The following is a 16,342-nucleotide window of genomic DNA, read 5'->3' as shown; positions in this document are numbered from 1 at the left end:
GTTGTGAATGATAACGGTTATCGTTAGCGTCAGTGCTGGTGGTTCTGTCCAGGGAGGGCTTGTGATCGTTCCGGGTGTGGTGTCGGTGACCTTTCGGCGGCTGGCCGCGACCGAGGTGGTCGAGCTGACCGCCGCGGCCGGGTTGGCCGCGATCAGCTGGGCCGGGGACGTGCACGTGCCCGCCGGTGCGCTCGCGGTGGCCCGGCAGGTCGGCGCGGCCACCACCGCGGCCGGGCTGACCGTGGAGGGTTACGCCTCCTACTTCGACGCCGGGGACAGCGAGCCAGCCGCCTTCGACGAGGTGTTGCGCACCGCGGTGGCGCTGGGCGCGCCCACCATCCGGGTCTGGGCTGGCAAGCGGGCGCCGGCGGATTCCGATGCCGAGCACCGGGCGCGGGTGGTGCGTGAGCTGGTGCGCTGTGCCGGACTGGCCGCGGGCGAGGGCATCCGGGTGGCGGTGGAGTTCCACGTGCACACGCTGACCAAGACGCTGGACTCGGCGGTGAAGCTGTTCGCCGAGGCGGGTCAGGAGAACCTGGTCCCCTACTGGCAGCCACGCGAGCTGCCGGAGGTCGCGGAGTGCCTGACCGAGGTGCGTGCGCTGCTGCCCTCGGTGGCCGCGGCGCACGTCTTCTCCTGGGGCGCGGACGGCTACGACGAGCGGCTGCCGCTGGACGCCCGGCCGGACCTGTGGCAGCCAGTGCTGGCAGAACTGGCCGCGGACGGAGTGGCCCGGCACGCGCTGCTGGAGTTCGTGGTGGACGACGATCCGGCGATGTTCCAGCGGGACGCGGCCACCCTGCTGAGCTGGCTGGGCTGAGGTCAGCCCAGCCCGACCTCGGCCAGCAGCGTCCGCGAGTCCTGCACGCTGACCAGCCGGTTCAGGTTCAGGTCGGGGCCCTTGATCTCGGCCAGCGGTGGCAGCCGGTGCTTGGTCGAGCTGATCCCGGCGCGCACCGGGTACTCGGCGAGGTGGTCGGCGAAGAACTGCTGGGCAGGCGCGGAGAGCAGGTACTCCACCGCCTTGTGCGCCAGCGGCACATCGTCCCCACGCAGCGCGCCGACCCCGGCGATGTTGACCAGCGCGGCCGGATCGCTGCCGCTGACATGGTGCAGCTGGGCGCGCATCCTGTCCACCCCGACCCTGGCCGACTTCTCGAACCAGTAGTAGTGGTTGATCAGGCCCAGCGGGATCTCGCCGCTGTCCACCGCGTCCAGCAACTGCGGGTGGGTCTCGTAGCGGCGCGGGTTGTTGGCCTTGAACCCCCGCAGCCAGGACCGCGCGCCGTCCTCGCCGCGCAGCACCCGCAGCGCGGTGACGAAGGAGAGCCAGGAGGCGTTGCCGGGGACGAAGCCGATCTTGCCCCGCCAGCGCCGCTGGATCAGGTCCTCGGTGCCGCGCGGGATGTCTGTCTGGCCGACCTGCTTCGGGTCGAAGGCGATCACCCTGGCCCTGGCCGAGGTGCCCACCCAGTGGCCGCTGACCGAGCGGAAGGCGCCCGGCACCGACTGCCGGAGACTGTCGGGCAGTTCGGCCAGCAGGTCCTTGCTCTCCAGCAGGCCGAGCGTGCCCGCGTCCTGGGAGATGAACAGGTCGGCCGGGCTGTCCTGGCGTTCGGTCACCAGCTGGTCGGAGAGCTTGCTGGTGTCGCCGTAGCGGACGTCCAGTTTCACCCCGATGGCCTGCGCCATCTGACCCAGGATCGGGCCGATCTGCTGCTCGGTGCGGCCGGCGTAGATCACCAGGGTGCGCTGCTGCGGCGCGCCGGGAGGTGGGGTGGGTTGATCGGTCGCGCAGGCGCACAACGGGCTTAGTATCCCCAATAGCACCAGGCAGGACAGGGTGGTTCTGCCCCGTGTCCGTGGACGGAGCTGGGTCATGTGTTCTCCCGCCGAGTCAGCCGACACCCCTGAGCAAGGTAGGGGGATCGTCGGATGTTGCCCAGGGTGGGTGGTCGGTCGCACTGGGTTCTTGATCAACCTGTCACCGGGACCACCGGCGTGTGGTTGGCGTCACTGGAACGGGTGAGCGCATGTCAGGATGAAGTGAGTGACCGTCAACGCCGACGGTTGATCACGTGCCATCTCAACCAGATGGCGGCGGCAATGGTCGGCGCCGTCGCGCCCGACCGCCACAAGCGGTCGGCCGGCCCTTGCAGACGAGGAGAGGACGCATGTCGTCGCCGGAGTACTGGACGCAACCCCGTGCGGGTGAACCGGATGCGCCCCATCCCGGAGTCCCCGCCGCCACCGCCGCCCGGCCGACCGCGGAGCAGGTCATCGCGGGCCTGCGGGAAACCGACGCGGGTGGCGCGGACCTGGTGCAACTGCTCACGCCGGAGGGCGAGCGGGTGCACCACCCCGATTTCGACATCGACATCAGCCCCGAGGAGCTGCGCGGCCTGTACCGGGACATGGTGCTGGTCCGCCGGGCCGACCGGGAGGCCAACGCGCTGCAGCGGCAGGGCCAGCTGGGCATCTGGGTGCCGCTGCTGGGTCAGGAGGCCGCGCAGATCGGCGCCGGGCGGGCGATGCGGCCCACCGACATGGCCTTCCCCAGCTATCGCGAGCACGGGGTGGCCTGGTGCCGGGGCATCGACCCGGCACAGATCCTGAGCATCTTCCGGGGCACCGACCACGGCGGGTGGAACCCGCTGGAGAAGCGGTTCCACCTGTACACCATCGTGATCGGCAACCAGTGCCTCAACGCCACCGGTTACGCGATGGGCCAGAAGTTCGACGGCGTGGTCGGCGATTCCGACGGCGAGGCCACCATGGTGTTCTTCGGTGACGGCGCGACCAGCCAGGGCGATGTGCACGAGGCCATGGTGTGGTCCGCGGTCTACGACGCGCCGGTGGTCTTCTTCTGCCAGAACAACCAGTGGGCCATCTCCGAGCCGCTGGAGCGCCAGACCAGGGTGCCGCTGTACCGGCGGGCCAGCGGGTACGGCTTCAAGGGCATCCGGGTGGACGGCAACGACGTGCTGGCCTCGCTCGCGGTGACCCGGTGGGCGCTGGAGGAGTGCCGCAGCGGCAACGGCCCGGTGCTGATCGAGGCGTTCACCTACCGGATGGACGCGCACACCACCTCCGACGATCCGACCCGCTACCGGCTGGCCGACGAGCTGGAGATGTGGAAGCTGAAGGACCCGATCGAGCGGGTCAAGGTCTACCTGGTGCACCAGCAGTGGGCCGATGCCGAGTTCTTCGACGCGGTGCAGGCCGAGGCGGACGAACTCGCCGCCCAGCTGCGCGAGACCTGCGTGAACATGCCCGATCCGGCGCCCGCGCAGATGTTCGAGCACGTTTACAGCGAGCAGACCGCGCAGCTGGACAAGCAGCGCGCCGACTACCTGTCCTACCTGGACGGTTTCGCCACGACCGCCGGGGGTGAGCGCTGATGGCCGCGCCGACCATGGACCGCGACACCGAGACCACGGCGCCCAGGACGCAGAAGGTCACCATCGGCAAGGCGCTCAACCTGGGGTTGCGCGCGGCGATGGAGGCCGATCCGAAGGTGCTGGTGATGGGTGAGGACGTCGGCAAGCTCGGCGGCGTCTTCCGGGTCACCGACGGCCTGCAGAAGGACTTCGGCGAGCAGCGGGTGATCGACACTCCGCTGGCCGAGTCCGGGATCATCGGCACCGCGATCGGCCTGGCCCTGCGCGGCTACCGGCCGGTGTGCGAGATCCAGTTCGACGGGTTCATCTTCCCCGGCTTCGACCAGATCGTCTCCCAGCTGGCCAAGCTGCACTACCGCTCGCGCGGACAGCTCAAGATCCCGGTGGTGGTGCGGGTGCCCTTCGGCGGCGGGATCGGCGCGGTGGAGCACCACTCGGAGTCGCCGGAGTCCTACTTCGCGCACACCGCGGGCCTGAAGGTGGTGGCCTGCGCCAACCCGGTGGACGCCTACTGGATGATCCAGCAGGCCATCCGCTGCGATGACCCGGTGCTGTTCTTCGAGCCCAAGCAGCGCTACCACGAGAAGGCCGAGCTGGACACCACGGTGACCCCGGGTCCGCTGTTCGCCTCCCGGGTGCTGCGCAAGGGATCCAGCGTCACCGTCGCGGCCTACGGCCCGACCGTGAAGACCTGCCTGGACGCCGCGGCCGCGGCTGCCGAGGAGGGCCTCGAACTGGAGGTCATCGACCTGCGCGCGCTGTCCCCGCTGGACCTGGGCCCGGTGTTCGAGTCGGTGCGCCGCACCGGTCGGCTGGTGCTGGTCAGCGAGGCGCCGTCAGAGGCATCCATCACCTCCGAGATCACCACCCGGGTGCAGGAGGAGTGCTTCTACTCGCTGGAGGCGCCGATCCTGCGGGTCACCGGCTTCGACACCCCGTACCCGGCCTCCAAGCTGGAGGACGACTTCCTGCCGGACCTGGACCGGGTGCTGCACGCCGTCGAACGCTCGCTGGGCTGGTGAGGGGACACAATGCCGCAGTTCAAGCAGTTTCCCCTGCCCGACACCGGTGAGGGACTGACCGAGGCGGAGATCCTGACCTGGCACGTCAAGCCGGGCGACACGGTCACCGTCAACCAGATCATCGTGGAGATCGAGACCGCCAAGGCCGCGGTCGAGCTGCCCTGCCCGTTCGCCGGGGTGGTCACCCAGCTGCACGCCCAGCCAGGGGAGACGGTGGAGGTCGGGGTGCCGATCATCACCGTGGACGTCGACCCCGGCGGCGCGCCCGCGGCCGAGCCGCCTGCCTCCGACGGCAAGATCGGCGAGGAGATGCCGGGCGGGCGGATCGCCACCCTGGTCGGCTACGGCCCGCGCACCGGCTCGGCCAAACGCCGGGCCCGCAAGGGATCCGCGCCGGTGGCCGCGCCGGAACCGGTCGTGGCGCAGGAACCCGTGGCCGCGCCGGTGGTCCCGGAGCCGGTGGCCGCCGGTGGTTACGTGCCGCTGGCCAAGCCGCCGGTGCGCAAGCTGGCCAAGGAACTCGGCGTGGACCTGCACGCGCTCAACGGCTCCGGCCGGGACGGCGTGATCACCCGCGAGGACGTGGAATCGGCCGCCCGCAACGGTTCCGATGTGTCCACTGTGGAGGTTCCGGGGTACGACCCGGCCACCAGGGAACGCCGGGTGGCGGTGCGCGGGGTGCGCAAGGCGACCGCGCAGGCCATGGTGGACAGCGCGTTCACCGCCCCGCACGTCACCGAGTTCCTCACCATCGACGTCACGCCGATGATGGAACTGCGGGCCAGGCTCAAGAACCATCCGGAGTTCCGCGACGTCAAGATCACCCCGCTGGCCTTCGCGGCGCGCGCGGTGTGCCTGGCGATCAAGCGGACCCCGGATGTGAACGCGAGCTGGGACGCGGCGGCGAACGAAATCGTCTACAAGTCCTACGCGCACCTGGGCATCGCCGCGGCGACCCCGCGTGGCCTGGTGGTGCCGAAGGTGCGGGACGCGGACGCGATGTCGTTGCGGGAGCTGGGGATCGCGCTGGAACAGCTCACCGCGACCGCCCGCGACGGCAAGACCACGCCAGCGGACATGCAGAACGGCACCTTCACCATCACCAACATCGGCGTGTTCGGCATCGACACCGGCACCCCGATCATCAACCCCGGCGAGTCCGCGATCCTGGCCCTTGGCGCGATCAGGGACATGCCGTGGGTGGTGGACGGGCAGGTGGTGCCGCGCAAGGTGTGCCAGCTCGCGCTGAGCTTCGACCACCGGGTGGTCGACGGGCAGCAGGGTTCGCAATTCCTGGCCGATGTCGGCGCGCTGCTGGCCGATCCGGCGATGGCCTTCACCTTCTAGGTCAGCAGTAGTTCCAGTCCCAGGTAACCACCACCACCGGCCAGGATGCCCACGGCGGCGCCGACGAGCACCTGGCCGGTGGTGTGGTCCCGCAGGGCGACCCGCGACCACATCACCCAGGCCGCGAGCAGGGTGACCGGCCAGAGCCAGGGGCCGTAGCTGAGCACCAGCATCACCACCGCGCCCGCGGCGACCGCGGCGTGCAGTGAGATCTTCCAGCGCGCGCCCAGGGTGATCGCCGCGCAGGCGAGCAGCGCGACGAACATGGCCGCGGCCAGGGAGATCAGCTGGTGCGGGGCCTGGCCGAGGAAGAGGATCAGCCAGCCGGTGCACAACGAGGCCAGGCAGAGCAGCAGCGGAACGGTGCGGCCTTCCAGGTTGTGCACGTGGTGGGTGTCGTAGCGGCCGGCGCTGGCGCCGCGCAGGATCACCAGCATCGGGATCACCGAGCCGGTGACCCCGACCACCAGGCCCCACAGCAGGGTCGGGCCGAGCCGGTGCCCAGTGGCGGGCCAGGCGACCAGCAGCGGCAGGGCCAAGACCCAGACCCAGGGTGCCAGCACCTCGGTGGCGATCCGGGCCGCCCAGGGCCGGGCCAGGGTGTCCTGTTGCTCGGTGGTCACCGATCCGTCTCCCGTTTCTCCAGCTCGCCGACCTGCTCGATCATCACCATGATCAGGTGCTGGTGCAGCGGGGACAGTTCGCGCACCCGGTCCAGCAGCGCGTCGGAGGCCCCGGTCCCGGCGACGCGGCCGTCGAGTTCGGCCCGGACCCGCTCGTGCACCGGCGCGTCCAGGAAGTAGCCGGCAGGCACGTCGAAGGCGGTGGCCAGGGCCCGGAGGTGACTGGCCTTGGGATCGTCTCGCTGACCGTTGCGCAGCATCCAGATGTAGCTCTGCGTGATGGCGCCGCCGTTCGCGCGAATCGCGGCCGCGATGTCCTCGTTGCTGAACATCCGGCCGTCGGCTCGCCTGCGCTTGTCGAACAGCAGGTTCAACGCCTCGGCGAAGGGCGGCGGCCCACCGCCATCGTGTTCCCCAGTACCCACCCTGAGCAGGGTACTTTCACATGGGTGGAGAAACAACGGGGGTCATCTTCACTACTGTTGACATCGGTTGGCAACCTGTGATTACCTGAGCGGGCTTCAACGGGGGTGAAGACAGGGGGGCTTGATTTCGACGGCGGTGAACGTCGTCGACTGGCTTCACCGCAGGGGGGACAAGTTACGAGGGGGGACCCTCGGGCCCGTTGACGTTCCAGCCGCGGCTCCGCTTGGTCCCCAGTCGAGCGGAGCCGCGGCACCGGAGTCAGCGGTCAGGGCAGCGGGACTTCCCAGCTCACCGTGGTCCCGCTGCGCGGCGAGGACGCCACCCGGCACCGCCCGCCCGCCGCGGCCGCCCGCTCCTCGATGTGCCGCAGCCCGCGCCGGGTGACCCCGCGCGGAATGCCGCAACCGTCGTCGGCGACCTGCAACCGCAGCCCGTCCACATCCCGGTTCACCCGCACCCACACCGAACGCGCGCCCGAATGCCGGACCACATTGGACAGTGCCTCGCGCAACGCGGCCCGCGCGTGGTCGGCCACCGCGGTGGGCACCTCGGTGAGATCGCCGTTGATCTGGAGTTTGGGTTGCACGCCAAGGAGTTCACCCGCGATGGCGATCTCCGCGCGCACCGAGTCGACCAGGTCAGGGGCCCGGTCCGCGCCGTCCGGATCGGCCGAGCGCAGGGTGCGCACGGTGGCCCTGACCTCGGCGATGGTCTTGTCCAGCTCGTCCACGGTGTCCGCGATCCGGTGCGCGTCCGCCTCGTCCAGGCGACCGGCCAGCCTGCGCCCCAGCAGTTCCAGCTGCACGCCTGCCGCGTAGAGGCGTTGCACGATCACGTCGTGCAGGTCCCTGGCGATCCGCTCCCGCTCCTGGTAGACCGCGATCCGTTGCCGCGCGGTGGATCCCTCCGCCAGCACCAGCGCCAGCCCCGCCTGCACCGCGAAGGAGTTCACGACGTCCACAGTGGACTGGGCGAACGGCTTGGCCCCCTTGCGCCGGTACACCGCCAGTGCGCCGAGCCGCTGCTCCCTGGTGCCGAAGGGCGCCACCGCGAACGGCCCGTACCCGCGCAACGCCCTGGGCACGAACGGCGCGGTCCGCGGATCCTGGTTGAGGTCGTCCACCACCACCGGCACTCCGCTGCGCGCCACCCGCGCCGCCGCCGAGCGTGGCGACAGCACAGCGCCGACCGGGTCCTCCGCGCTCTGCCCGTGCGCGGCCTCCACGGTCAGCCCGCCGTCCTCGTTGCGCACCATGACCAGCCCGAGATCCGCCTCGGCCAGCTCCGCCACCCGCCGCACCACCAGCGGCAGCACCGCGTCCGGGTCGTCCCCGGACAACGCCGCCGAGGTGATCTCGGTCGAAGCGGCCAGCGCACGAGCGGCGAGCGAGGGATCCATGACCAGAATCATGCCCCGACCCGCACAACCAGGTCCGCCCCCGCCGCCTCCGCCGCCCGGTGGGTGACGTGCACCAGCGTGCTGCCCGGCAACTCGGCCCGGATCGCGGCCAGCACCCGCCGCGCGGTGGGTTCGTCGAGATGCGCGGTCGGCTCGTCCATCAACAGCACGCCGGTCCCGCGGGCGTAGAGCAGCGCGCGGGCCAGGCCGAGCCGTTGCGCCTCGCCACCGGACACCGCGGCCCCACCGGCCCCGACCTGGGTGTCCAGACGGTGCTGCCAGTCCTCAAGGGCGACGGTGCGCAGCGCGGCGCGAAGCTCGTCGTCGGTGGCGTGCGGGTCGCCGAGCAGGAGGTTCTCCCGGACGGTGGTGGAGACCAGTTGCGGGTCCTGCGGGGACCAGGCGGCGGTGTCGGGGATGGTGGCGTGGCCCTGGTCGGGGTGGAGGAAGCCGAGCAGGACGGCGAGCAGGGTGGACTTGCCCGCGCCGGAGGGGCCGACGATGGCGGTGTGGGCGCCGGGCGGGATGTGCAGGGTGAGGTCGCGCAGGGTGAGGGTGGGGGTGCCCGGCCAGCGGACGTCGATGTGGTCAAGGCGGATTTCGGGGGGCTGTGGATAGGTCGGGATTGTGGATAGGTCGCGATCTTCGCGGGGGTTTGGCGAGGTGGGTGGGGGTGGGGTGGGGCAGTCTGGAATTGGGGGGACCCCCTCGCGCGCGCGGGTGAGGGCTGGGGCTGGGGCGAGGGCCGAGGCCGAGGCCGAGGCTGGGGCTGGGGCTGGGGCTGGGGCGGGGACGGGCGCGGGCTTCGGGGTGGAGGTGTGGGCGGAAGCGCGGGCTTGGGCTGGGGCGAGCGGCGGGGCAGAGGTGCGAGCGGGAGCCGCGGTGGGAGCGGGCGCGTGCGCGCGGGCGGCAGCGGCGGTGCGGGCGGTAGTGGGGACGGATTGGCTGGTCAGGTTGGTGTAGGCAGTGCGGAGGGGGCGGAGTTGCTGGGCGGCCGGGGGGAGCAGGGACAGGGTTTCGGTCAGGGCCAGGGGCAGTAGGGCCAGGACGGGGGCGAGCAGGGGGTTGAGGGTTCCGGCGGCTACTGCTTCGGCGGCCTGGTGGATGGCCAGGGTGGTCGCGGTGCCGGTGCACAGGGTGAGCAGGGCCAGGGCCAGGCCGTTGGCCAGGGCCTGGCGGCGAGATTGGGTGGCCAGGGTGCGGTCGGCTTGGGTGACTGCGCGGTGGCGGGGGTGGGCTGCGTTGGTGGCCAGTAGGTCCGGGGCCGCGGTCAGCAGGGTGAGGATGGAGTTGGCGAGGGTTCTTCTGCCCTGGGACAGGTTGCGGGTGGCCTGGTTGTCGGCGAGTACCGCGAGCAGGGGGGCGAGGGTGGCGGCGGCGAGGACTGCCAGGGCCAGGGTGAGGCCCGCGGTGGGCAGGATGAGGGTTTGGATGGTGATGGCGACGGTGGCCACCACGGCCGCCACCACCGGGGGGATGAGGACTCTGGGAATGAGGTCGCGGACCGTGTCGGTGTCGGTGACCAGGCGCTGCAGGCCGTCGGTGCGGGGCAGTGGACCCTGGGCGACCAGGTCGCGCCACAGGCTGGTGCGCAACGTGTTGGCGGTGCGGAAGGCGGCATCGTGGGTGACCAGGCGTTCCAGGTAACGCAGCAGGGCGCGGCCCAGGCCGAAGGTGCGCACGCCGACCACCGCGACCAGCAGGGTCAGCATGGGGGGCTGGGTGGATGCCTTGGCGATCAGCCAGGCCGAGGTGGCGGTGAGGGCGATGCCGCTGGCCAGCGCGGTCGCGCCGAGCAGGGCGCCCAGTAGCGAGCGGCGGGACAGCAGTGTCCACAGTGGACGGTGACGCGGGCGGTGAGGGTGGGATGCCACCCGCGTCACCTCGACACCGCCGAGGGGTGTCCCGGCGGTGGGTTCGGGGGTGGTGTGCGAGATCAGGACGACCGCGGCGCCCGCGGCCTTGGCCTGCTCGACCGCGTTGTGCACCGCGGTGGCGCTGGCCGGGTCGAGGTGCGCGGTGGGTTCGTCGAGCAGCAGCAGCCAGGCGCCGCGGCGCAGCCGGAGCAGGGCTCGGGCCACGGCCAGGCGCTGGCGTTCGCCCGCGGAAAGTTCGGCCGGGGGACGGTGCAGCAGGTGGTCGATGCCGAGCTGGTGGGTGAGGTCGAGCAGTTCGGCGATGCGGGGTGGTTCGCCGGGCAGGTCCTGGACCGACTCGGTCAGTTCGGCGGTGACCGTGGCGGCGGCGAACTGGGGGCGTTGCGGGACCCAGCCGATCTGGCGCCGCCAGCCTTCTCTGTCCACTTCGGACAGATCAACGCCGTCGACGGTGATCTTGCCCTGATCCGGGTCGCGGAAGCCCAGCAGCACGGCCAGTGCGGTGGACTTGCCGGTGCCGCTGGGGCTGTGCAGGTGGACCAGTTCGCCGGGAGCCACCGAGAAGGACAGGCCGTCGGGGGCGTCCCGGTCGCGGCGGCGGACGTGCAGGTCGGCCACGAACACCCGGCCTCGGTGGACCGGGGCGCTGCCGGACTTGGGCGTCGGCTCGGCCAGGATCTTGGCCACCCTGCGGACGACCTCCATGCCGTCCTCGCTGGCGTGGTGCGCGGCGCCGACCGCGCGAATGGCCTGGTAGCACTCGGGGGCGAGGATCAGCACCAGCAGGCCGACCTCCAGGGTCAGCCCGCCCGCGGCCAGCCGGGTGCCGATGAGCACCGCGACCAGCGCCACCGACAGCGTGGCCAGCAGTTCCAGCGCCAGCGCCGAGGTGAAGGCGATCCGCAACGTCTTGCCGACCGCCGTGCGGTGCGCCTCGCCGACCCGGCGGATCGCCTCGGTCTGGGCCTGCGCCCGGCGGAACGCGGTCAGCACCGGCAGCGCGCGGACCAGTTCGGCGGCGTGGCTGGACAGCCGCAGCGTGGCGTCCGCGGCCTTGGCCGCCACCTCCGCGGTGTAGCCGCCGATGAGGATCGCGAACAGCGGCAGCAGCGGCACGGTCACCGCGATGACCAGCGCCGACGGCCAGTCAGTGCACAGGATCGCGGCGCCGACCAGCGGTGGCGCCACCGCGACGGTGACCAGTGCGGGCAGGTAGCGGGTGAAGTAGTCGTCCAGGGCGTCCAGGCCCTTGGTGGCCAGTGCGGTCAGCGCGGCCGGGCCGCCGCCGGAGCGTTCCGGGTCGGCGATCCACTCCGGGCCCAGCCGCAGCGCGTGCGTGAGCAGCGCGGTGCGCAGCTCCTCCTTCGCGCCCGCGGCGGCGCGGGCCGCGACGGTTTCAGTGCCCCAGGCCAGGATCGCCCTGGCGGCGACCGCGATGGCCAGCACGGTGACCGGGGTGGCCAGCTCGAACCGGCCTGCCACGATTCCGGCGAGCGCGGTGGCCAGTCCCCAGGCCTGGGCGACCAGCGCCGAGGCGGTGAGGGCGGCCAGCACCGCGATCACCGCCAGGGCGCGGCGGGTCGAACGGGACAGTGTGGGCAGGGCGCCCAGCGGGCCGCGGTTCCTCATGGCGTGTGCACCGCCGGGATGTGCCGGGTGCCGATCCGCTGCCGGAACACCCAGTAGGTCCAGGCCTGGTAGGCCAGCACCGCCGGGGTGCCGAAGCCGGCCACCCAGGTCATCACGGTCAGCGGGTACGGGCTGGCCGAGGCGTTGGCCACGGTGAGCGAGAACGCGCTGTCCAATGTGGACGGAAGGACATCCGGGTACAGCGAGCCGAACAAGGTCGCGATCGCGGCCGCGGCCAGTCCGCCGAGCAGCGCGAACGCCTGACCCTCCCGGCCAAGGCTCAGCCGCCACAGCGCGAGCGCGCCAAGGGCGAGCACGATCGCCCCGCCCAGCAAGGAAAACCCGAGCAGACCGGCCAGTGGCAGCAGCGCGAACGGGCCTGCCCACAGGGCCAGCCTGCGGGCGCGGTCCCGGATCTCGCCTTCGGTCTTCAAGGCGGTGAACACCGCGCCGTGCACCAGGCTGAACCCGGCCACCGCGAGCGCGCCGAGCAGGGTTTCCCAGCGCAGCAAGGCGATCGGGCCGCCGACCAGGTCACCGCGGGCGTTGATCGGCAGGCCGACCACGGTCGCGGTGAGCACCAGGCCCCAGCCCAGCGGCGGCAGCCAGGAGCCGAGCAGGATCACCCGGTCCCAGTTGCGCCGCCAGCGCGCGCTGTCCACCTTGCCGCGGTACTCGAAGGCCACTCCGCGCCCGATCAGCGCCAGCAGGATCACCAGCACCGGCAGGAACGCGCCGGAGAGCAGTGAGGCGTACCAGGACGGGAAGGCGGCGAAGGTCGCGCCGACCGCGACGATCATCCACACCTCGTTGCCGTCCCATACCGGGCCGATCGTGTTGACCATGACCCGGCGCTCGGTGTCGTTCCGGCCGAGCACGTGCAGCAGCATGCCGACGCCGAAGTCGAAGCCCTCCAGGAACAGATAGCCGAACCACAGCAGGGCGATGAGCACGAACCAGATGGTGGCGAGTTCCACTGTGGACTCCTAGTAGGCGAAGGCCAGGACGTCGTCGGACTTCTTTTTCTCGCCCTCGTCCGGTTCCTCGGGTTTGGGGGGCATCACCCCGGCGACGCCCGCCATCGCGTAGCGGCGGAGCAGGAAGAACTCGACCACGGCGAGCACGCCGTAGAGCGTGGTCAAGGAGATCAGCGAGATCAGCGCCTCGGTCGTGCTGATCGCGGAGACCGCCTGCGCGGTGTACATCCACACCCCGTCCACCCCGCTGGGGTTGGGCACCACCACGAACGGCTGGCGGCCCATCTCGGTGAAGATCCAGCCGAAGCTGTTGGCCAGGAACGGGGTGGCGATCCCGCCGAGCGCGGCCCAGACGAACCAGCGGCCCTTGGGCAGGCGCCCCTTGCGGGTCAGCCACAGCGCGGCGGCCGAGGCGAGCGCGGCCAGCGCGCCGAAGCCGATCATCAGCCGGAAGCCCCAGTAGGTCACCGGCAGGTTGGGCACGTACTCGATCGGCTGGCCGGCGAAGGAACCCATCCGCGGGTCGTTGGGGTAGTTCTCGCCGTACTTCTGTTTGTAGATCTTGACCAGGTCCTCGATGCCCTTGACCTCGGAGTTGAGATCGCTGTTGGCCAGGAAGGACAGCAGCGCGGGCACGGTGATGCTCTTGACGCTCTCGCAGTCCGGCCTGGTCACATCGCCGACCGCGAAGATGGAGAACCCGGCTGGTTTCTCGGTGTGGCACAGGGCTTCGGCCGCGGCCATCTTCATCGGCTGCTGCTCGAACATCAGCTTAGACTGCAGGTCGCCGGTCAGCGCGACCCCGGCGAAGGCGATCACGCCGACCCAGCCGCCCAGCTTCACCGAGGCCCGCCACACCGGGGTTTCAGTGCCCTTGCGCCGGGCCAGGTGCCAGACCGAGACGCCGACCAGCAGCGCGGCGGCCACCGCGAGCGCGCCGAACATGGTGTGCGGGAAGGCGGCCAGCACGGTGGAGTTGGTCAGCAGGTCGCCGATCGAGCGCAGCTGCGGGCGGCCGTTGGGGCCGAGGATGGCGCCGACCGGGTGCTGCATCCAGGAGTTCGCGGACAGGATGAAGTAGGCCGAGGCGACCGTGGCCAGCGAGGCGGCCCAGATGCAGGCCAGGTGCACCCGCTTGGGCAGCCGGGACCAGCCGAAGATCCACAGGCCGAGGAAGGTCGACTCGACGAAGAAGGCGACCAGACCCTCGATCGCCAGCAGCGAGCCGAAGACGTCGCCGACGAACCGGGAGTACTCGCTCCAGGACATGCCGAACTGGAACTCCTGCACGATGCCGGTCACCACGCCCATGGCGAAGTTGATCAGCATCAGCTTGCCCCAGAACTTGGTCATCGCCAGGTACTTGGGGTTGCCGGTGCGGTGCCAGGCCGTCTGCATGCCTGCCACCAGCAGCGACAGGCCGATGGTCAGGGGCACCATCAGGAAGTGGTAGACGGTGGTGATGCCGAACTGCCACCGCGCGATATCGAGGACCTCCACGGCTTTCAGCCTGCCCCGGCCCCGGCCTGAGCAGCAGGTACCGGAGTCCTCTCTCGCCCGGCCGAGGGTCCCCCGGTGGCAGGACCAAGGTCCCGGTGACCGGCCTCACCCCGCGCGGTAACTCGCTTCGCCCGGATCGCCGGGTTAGGATCGCCTTGCCTGAGGGGAGTAGTTCCCGCAGTCGCCGCCGGTTCGCCGGCGGTGGTTCGGCGAGGTGATCGACATACTGAACGCCCATTGCGGCGTTCCGGTCCCTCACCCACGGTGTCCGTGGGCGAACGAGACCTCCGGCCGGGTTGACCATGCCCGGTCGGAGTCATCCTGCCTCCGTCTGGGTCGCATCCACGGAGAGGGACCCAGGCAGATGACGTTCTCCCTGCTCGCACTGGGCGCCGCGTTCGCGCTGGTGCTACCGGTCGAGCTGCCGGACAAAACGCTGATCGCCACCCTGGTGCTGACCACCAGGTACCGGGCCTGGCCGGTGTTCATCGGAGTCACCGCCGCCTTCGCGGTGCAGTGCGTGATCGCGGTCGCCTTCGGCAGCGCGCTGACCCTGCTGCCTCCGCAACTGGTCGCCGCGGTGGTCGCGCTGATGTTCGGCATCGGCGCGTTCATGCTGCTGCGCGAGGGTTTCCGCAAGGTCGAGCAGGGCGAGGACGACGCGGCGGGCGCCGGTGAACAGGAGGTCCCGGCCTGGCGGGCGACGCTGACCTCCTTCGGCGTGCTGTTCGCGGCCGAGTGGGGCGATGCCTCCCAGCTGGCCATCGCCGCCCTGACCGCCCGCTACGCCGCACCGCTTGAGGTCGGCCTTGGCGCCTTCCTGGCGCTGGTGACGGTGGCCGCGATCGCGGTGCTGGTCGGCCGGAAGGTACGGCACCGGCTGCCCACCCATCTGATCCAGCGGGTCGCGGGCGGGGTGTTCACCGTGTTCGCGTTGCTGGCTGCCGGGCAGGCCGTCTTCGGCGGCTGATTTCCGCCGGACTTCGCCGGGCAGGACGGCGAGGCTGGCGGTATGGGATTCGAGATCTTGGCTATTCCGCCTAAGACTTTGGCGACGTTGCGCGCCCAGGAAGGCGCCGAACTTCTTGTCGATGAAGAGGGCGGCAGTCCGCTGCGGTGTTGTCTTGGCCGGGCCAAGGCAGGCGAGGAAATTGCGCTGGTGTCGTATGCGCCGTTGCGTGAGTGGGTGGCCGAGACCGGGGCCGATCCTGGGCCCTACCTGGAGTCGGGGCCGGTTTTCATCCACGCCGCGGACTGCGGTGGGCCGGTGGATCAGGGGTTCCCGGAGGCACACCGGGGGGCGTCGCGGGTTTACCGGGCTTATCGCCGGAATGGGCGGATTCTGGGTGGGCGACTGGCGCAGCCCGGCGAAGTCGCGGAGTGCGTACTGGGGGAGATGTTCGGGGATCCGGAGATCGCGTTCATTCACGTGCGGGCGGTGGAGTTCGGCTGCTTCCACTTCGAGGTCCGCCGTTTGCCACGATAACCTGAAAATAACGTTCTGATCACCGACCGCTAACGTGGCCGGGTGCGCACCGCCCACGTCGACGAAGCCGCCGCCCGTCTGCCCGACGGTCGGCGGCTCTATGTCGTCGCCGCAGTTCTGAGCAGCAGCGAGGAACATGCCGCGATCACGACCACCCTGACCGCGCTGCAGGCCAGCGAGAAGTTGCCGCTGCACTTCCGCAAGGAGAGCCAGGACCGGCGGGTGATGATCGCGCAGGCCATCGCGGAAGCCCCGGTGCTCGGGGCGATCATGGCCACCACCGCCACCACCGACTCGGGCCAGGAGAAGGCGCGGGCCCGGTTGCTGTGCGAGTTGCTGCCCCGGCTGCAGCACGTGGAACGGGTGGATCACGTGGTGCTGGAGAGCCGGGCGGGTGGTGACCGGTTCGACCGGCGGACCGCTGATCGGCTGCGCAAGACGCATCGGCTCACCGCGCAGCTGCGGGTGGACCATGCGGGCAAGGACCTCGCCCTGCTCTGGCTCGCGGATTTTGTCGCCTCGTCCTACGTGGCGGCCACGCGGCACGGCGAGCTGAAACCGTGGGAGATCATCAATGCGGCGCACCCGATCGAGGTGACCGAACTTGACCCCAGATAGCGCGAAGCCGGGGGTCCTGATCTCCGTCAGGCTCGTT

14 protein-coding genes are annotated in these 16,342 nt (G+C 70.9%); 7 read left to right on the top strand and 7 right to left on the bottom strand.

The genetic code is table 11. From position 1 onward, the window contains the following. The first annotated feature begins 61 nt into the window (after positions 1 to 61). Entirely contained in the window at positions 62 to 820 is a 759-nt protein-coding gene (locus ACTOWY_RS26900) for a sugar phosphate isomerase/epimerase family protein (protein WP_441312430.1), read from the top strand. Between the two features lie 2 nt (positions 821 to 822). On the opposite strand, the gene ACTOWY_RS26895 is transcribed toward ACTOWY_RS26900, so the two are convergent. Continuing rightward, positions 823 to 1,806: an ABC transporter substrate-binding protein gene (locus tag ACTOWY_RS26895; protein WP_441312429.1), complete on the bottom strand. Its 984-nt coding sequence runs from the start codon at positions 1,804 to 1,806 to the stop codon at positions 823 to 825. A gap of 368 nt (positions 1,807 to 2,174) precedes the next feature. Here ACTOWY_RS26895 and pdhA point away from each other — a divergent pair, with 368 nt between their 5' ends. From pdhA to ACTOWY_RS26880, 3 genes are read left to right on the top strand one after another with little or no spacing between them, the layout of a single operon-like run. Continuing rightward, a complete protein-coding gene (gene pdhA / locus ACTOWY_RS26890) occupies positions 2,175 to 3,401 on the top strand; it encodes a pyruvate dehydrogenase (acetyl-transferring) E1 component subunit alpha (RefSeq protein WP_441312428.1) in 1,227 nt (408 codons plus the stop codon). Then, the gene (locus tag ACTOWY_RS26885) at positions 3,401 to 4,423 is read left to right on the top strand and encodes an alpha-ketoacid dehydrogenase subunit beta (protein WP_441312427.1); all 1,023 of its coding nucleotides are present in this window, start codon (positions 3,401 to 3,403) and stop codon (positions 4,421 to 4,423) included. Before pdhA ends, ACTOWY_RS26885 begins: the two co-directional genes overlap by 1 nt. Positions 4,424 to 4,432: 9 nt before the next feature. Next, complete coding sequence (locus ACTOWY_RS26880; protein WP_441312426.1) at positions 4,433 to 5,770, top strand: dihydrolipoamide acetyltransferase family protein; 1,338 nt, start codon at positions 4,433 to 4,435, stop codon at positions 5,768 to 5,770. Here ACTOWY_RS26880 and ACTOWY_RS26875 read toward each other — a convergent pair. From ACTOWY_RS26875 to ACTOWY_RS26850, 6 genes are all read right to left on the bottom strand, one after another. Beyond that, positions 5,767 to 6,393, bottom strand: a complete 627-nt coding sequence (locus tag ACTOWY_RS26875) for a phosphatase PAP2 family protein (RefSeq protein ID WP_441312425.1) — start codon at positions 6,391 to 6,393, stop codon at positions 5,767 to 5,769. The two genes, ACTOWY_RS26880 and ACTOWY_RS26875, sit on opposite strands and share 4 nt — an antisense overlap. Beyond that, entirely contained in the window at positions 6,390 to 6,818 is a 429-nt protein-coding gene (locus ACTOWY_RS26870; RefSeq protein WP_441312424.1) for an XRE family transcriptional regulator, read from the bottom strand. The genes ACTOWY_RS26875 and ACTOWY_RS26870 overlap by 4 nt, the downstream gene beginning before the upstream one ends. Before the next feature lie 266 nt (positions 6,819 to 7,084). Then, positions 7,085 to 8,218 (bottom strand): histidine kinase, encoded by a 1,134-nt coding sequence (locus ACTOWY_RS26865; protein ID WP_441312423.1) that lies wholly within the window; start codon positions 8,216 to 8,218, stop codon positions 7,085 to 7,087. Between the two features lie 8 nt (positions 8,219 to 8,226). Beyond that, positions 8,227 to 11,724 (bottom strand): thiol reductant ABC exporter subunit CydD, encoded by a 3,498-nt coding sequence (gene cydD / locus ACTOWY_RS26860; RefSeq protein ID WP_441312422.1) that lies wholly within the window; start codon positions 11,722 to 11,724, stop codon positions 8,227 to 8,229. Next, positions 11,721 to 12,701 carry a cytochrome d ubiquinol oxidase subunit II gene (cydB, locus tag ACTOWY_RS26855; RefSeq protein WP_441312421.1) on the bottom strand — a complete coding sequence of 327 codons (981 nt, stop codon included), beginning with the start codon at positions 12,699 to 12,701 and terminating at the stop codon, positions 11,721 to 11,723. The genes cydD and cydB overlap by 4 nt, the downstream gene beginning before the upstream one ends. A 9-nt stretch (positions 12,702 to 12,710) precedes the next feature. Beyond that, on the bottom strand, positions 12,711 to 14,201 hold the full coding sequence (locus ACTOWY_RS26850; protein ID WP_441312420.1) for a cytochrome ubiquinol oxidase subunit I: 1,491 nt from the start codon (positions 14,199 to 14,201) through the stop codon (positions 12,711 to 12,713). Positions 14,202 to 14,565: 364 nt separating this feature from the next. Between ACTOWY_RS26850 and ACTOWY_RS26845 the strand changes: the two genes are divergently transcribed. From ACTOWY_RS26845 to ACTOWY_RS26835, 3 genes are read left to right on the top strand one after another with little or no spacing between them, the layout of a single operon-like run. Further along, positions 14,566 to 15,171, top strand: coding sequence for a TMEM165/GDT1 family protein (locus ACTOWY_RS26845; protein ID WP_247755130.1), 606 nt, complete (start codon positions 14,566 to 14,568; stop codon positions 15,169 to 15,171). Between the two features lie 42 nt (positions 15,172 to 15,213). Next, positions 15,214 to 15,687: a DUF1203 domain-containing protein gene (locus ACTOWY_RS26840; RefSeq protein ID WP_441312419.1), complete on the top strand. Its 474-nt coding sequence runs from the start codon at positions 15,214 to 15,216 to the stop codon at positions 15,685 to 15,687. A gap of 42 nt (positions 15,688 to 15,729) precedes the next feature. Further along, a complete protein-coding gene (locus ACTOWY_RS26835; protein WP_441312418.1) occupies positions 15,730 to 16,305 on the top strand; it encodes a hypothetical protein in 576 nt (191 codons plus the stop codon). The last annotated feature ends 37 nt before the right edge of the window (positions 16,306 to 16,342 follow it).

This window comes from Crossiella sp. CA198 (assembly GCF_052078295.1).
Lineage (GTDB): Bacteria > Actinomycetota > Actinomycetes > Mycobacteriales > Pseudonocardiaceae > Crossiella.
Note: the sequence above shows the minus strand (reverse complement) of the source record. Positions and strands in the feature narration are given on the sequence as shown.

What these genes read in the sequence shown, in the direction of transcription:
- pdhA (WP_441312428.1), top strand. Translation starts at nt 2,175, where the DNA reads ATGTCGTCGCCGGAGTACTGGACGCAACCCCGTGCGGGTGAACCGGAT.
- ACTOWY_RS26885 (WP_441312427.1), top strand. Translation starts at nt 3,401, where the DNA reads ATGGCCGCGCCGACCATGGACCGCGACACCGAGACCACGGCGCCCAGG.
- ACTOWY_RS26880 (WP_441312426.1), top strand. Translation starts at nt 4,433, where the DNA reads ATGCCGCAGTTCAAGCAGTTTCCCCTGCCCGACACCGGTGAGGGACTG.
- ACTOWY_RS26865 (WP_441312423.1), bottom strand. Translation starts at nt 8,218, where the DNA reads ATGGATCCCTCGCTCGCCGCTCGTGCGCTGGCCGCTTCGACCGAGATC.
- cydD (WP_441312422.1), bottom strand. Translation starts at nt 11,724, where the DNA reads ATGAGGAACCGCGGCCCGCTGGGCGCCCTGCCCACACTGTCCCGTTCG.
- ACTOWY_RS26845 (WP_247755130.1), top strand. Translation starts at nt 14,566, where the DNA reads ATGACGTTCTCCCTGCTCGCACTGGGCGCCGCGTTCGCGCTGGTGCTA.
- ACTOWY_RS26840 (WP_441312419.1), top strand. Translation starts at nt 15,214, where the DNA reads ATGGGATTCGAGATCTTGGCTATTCCGCCTAAGACTTTGGCGACGTTG.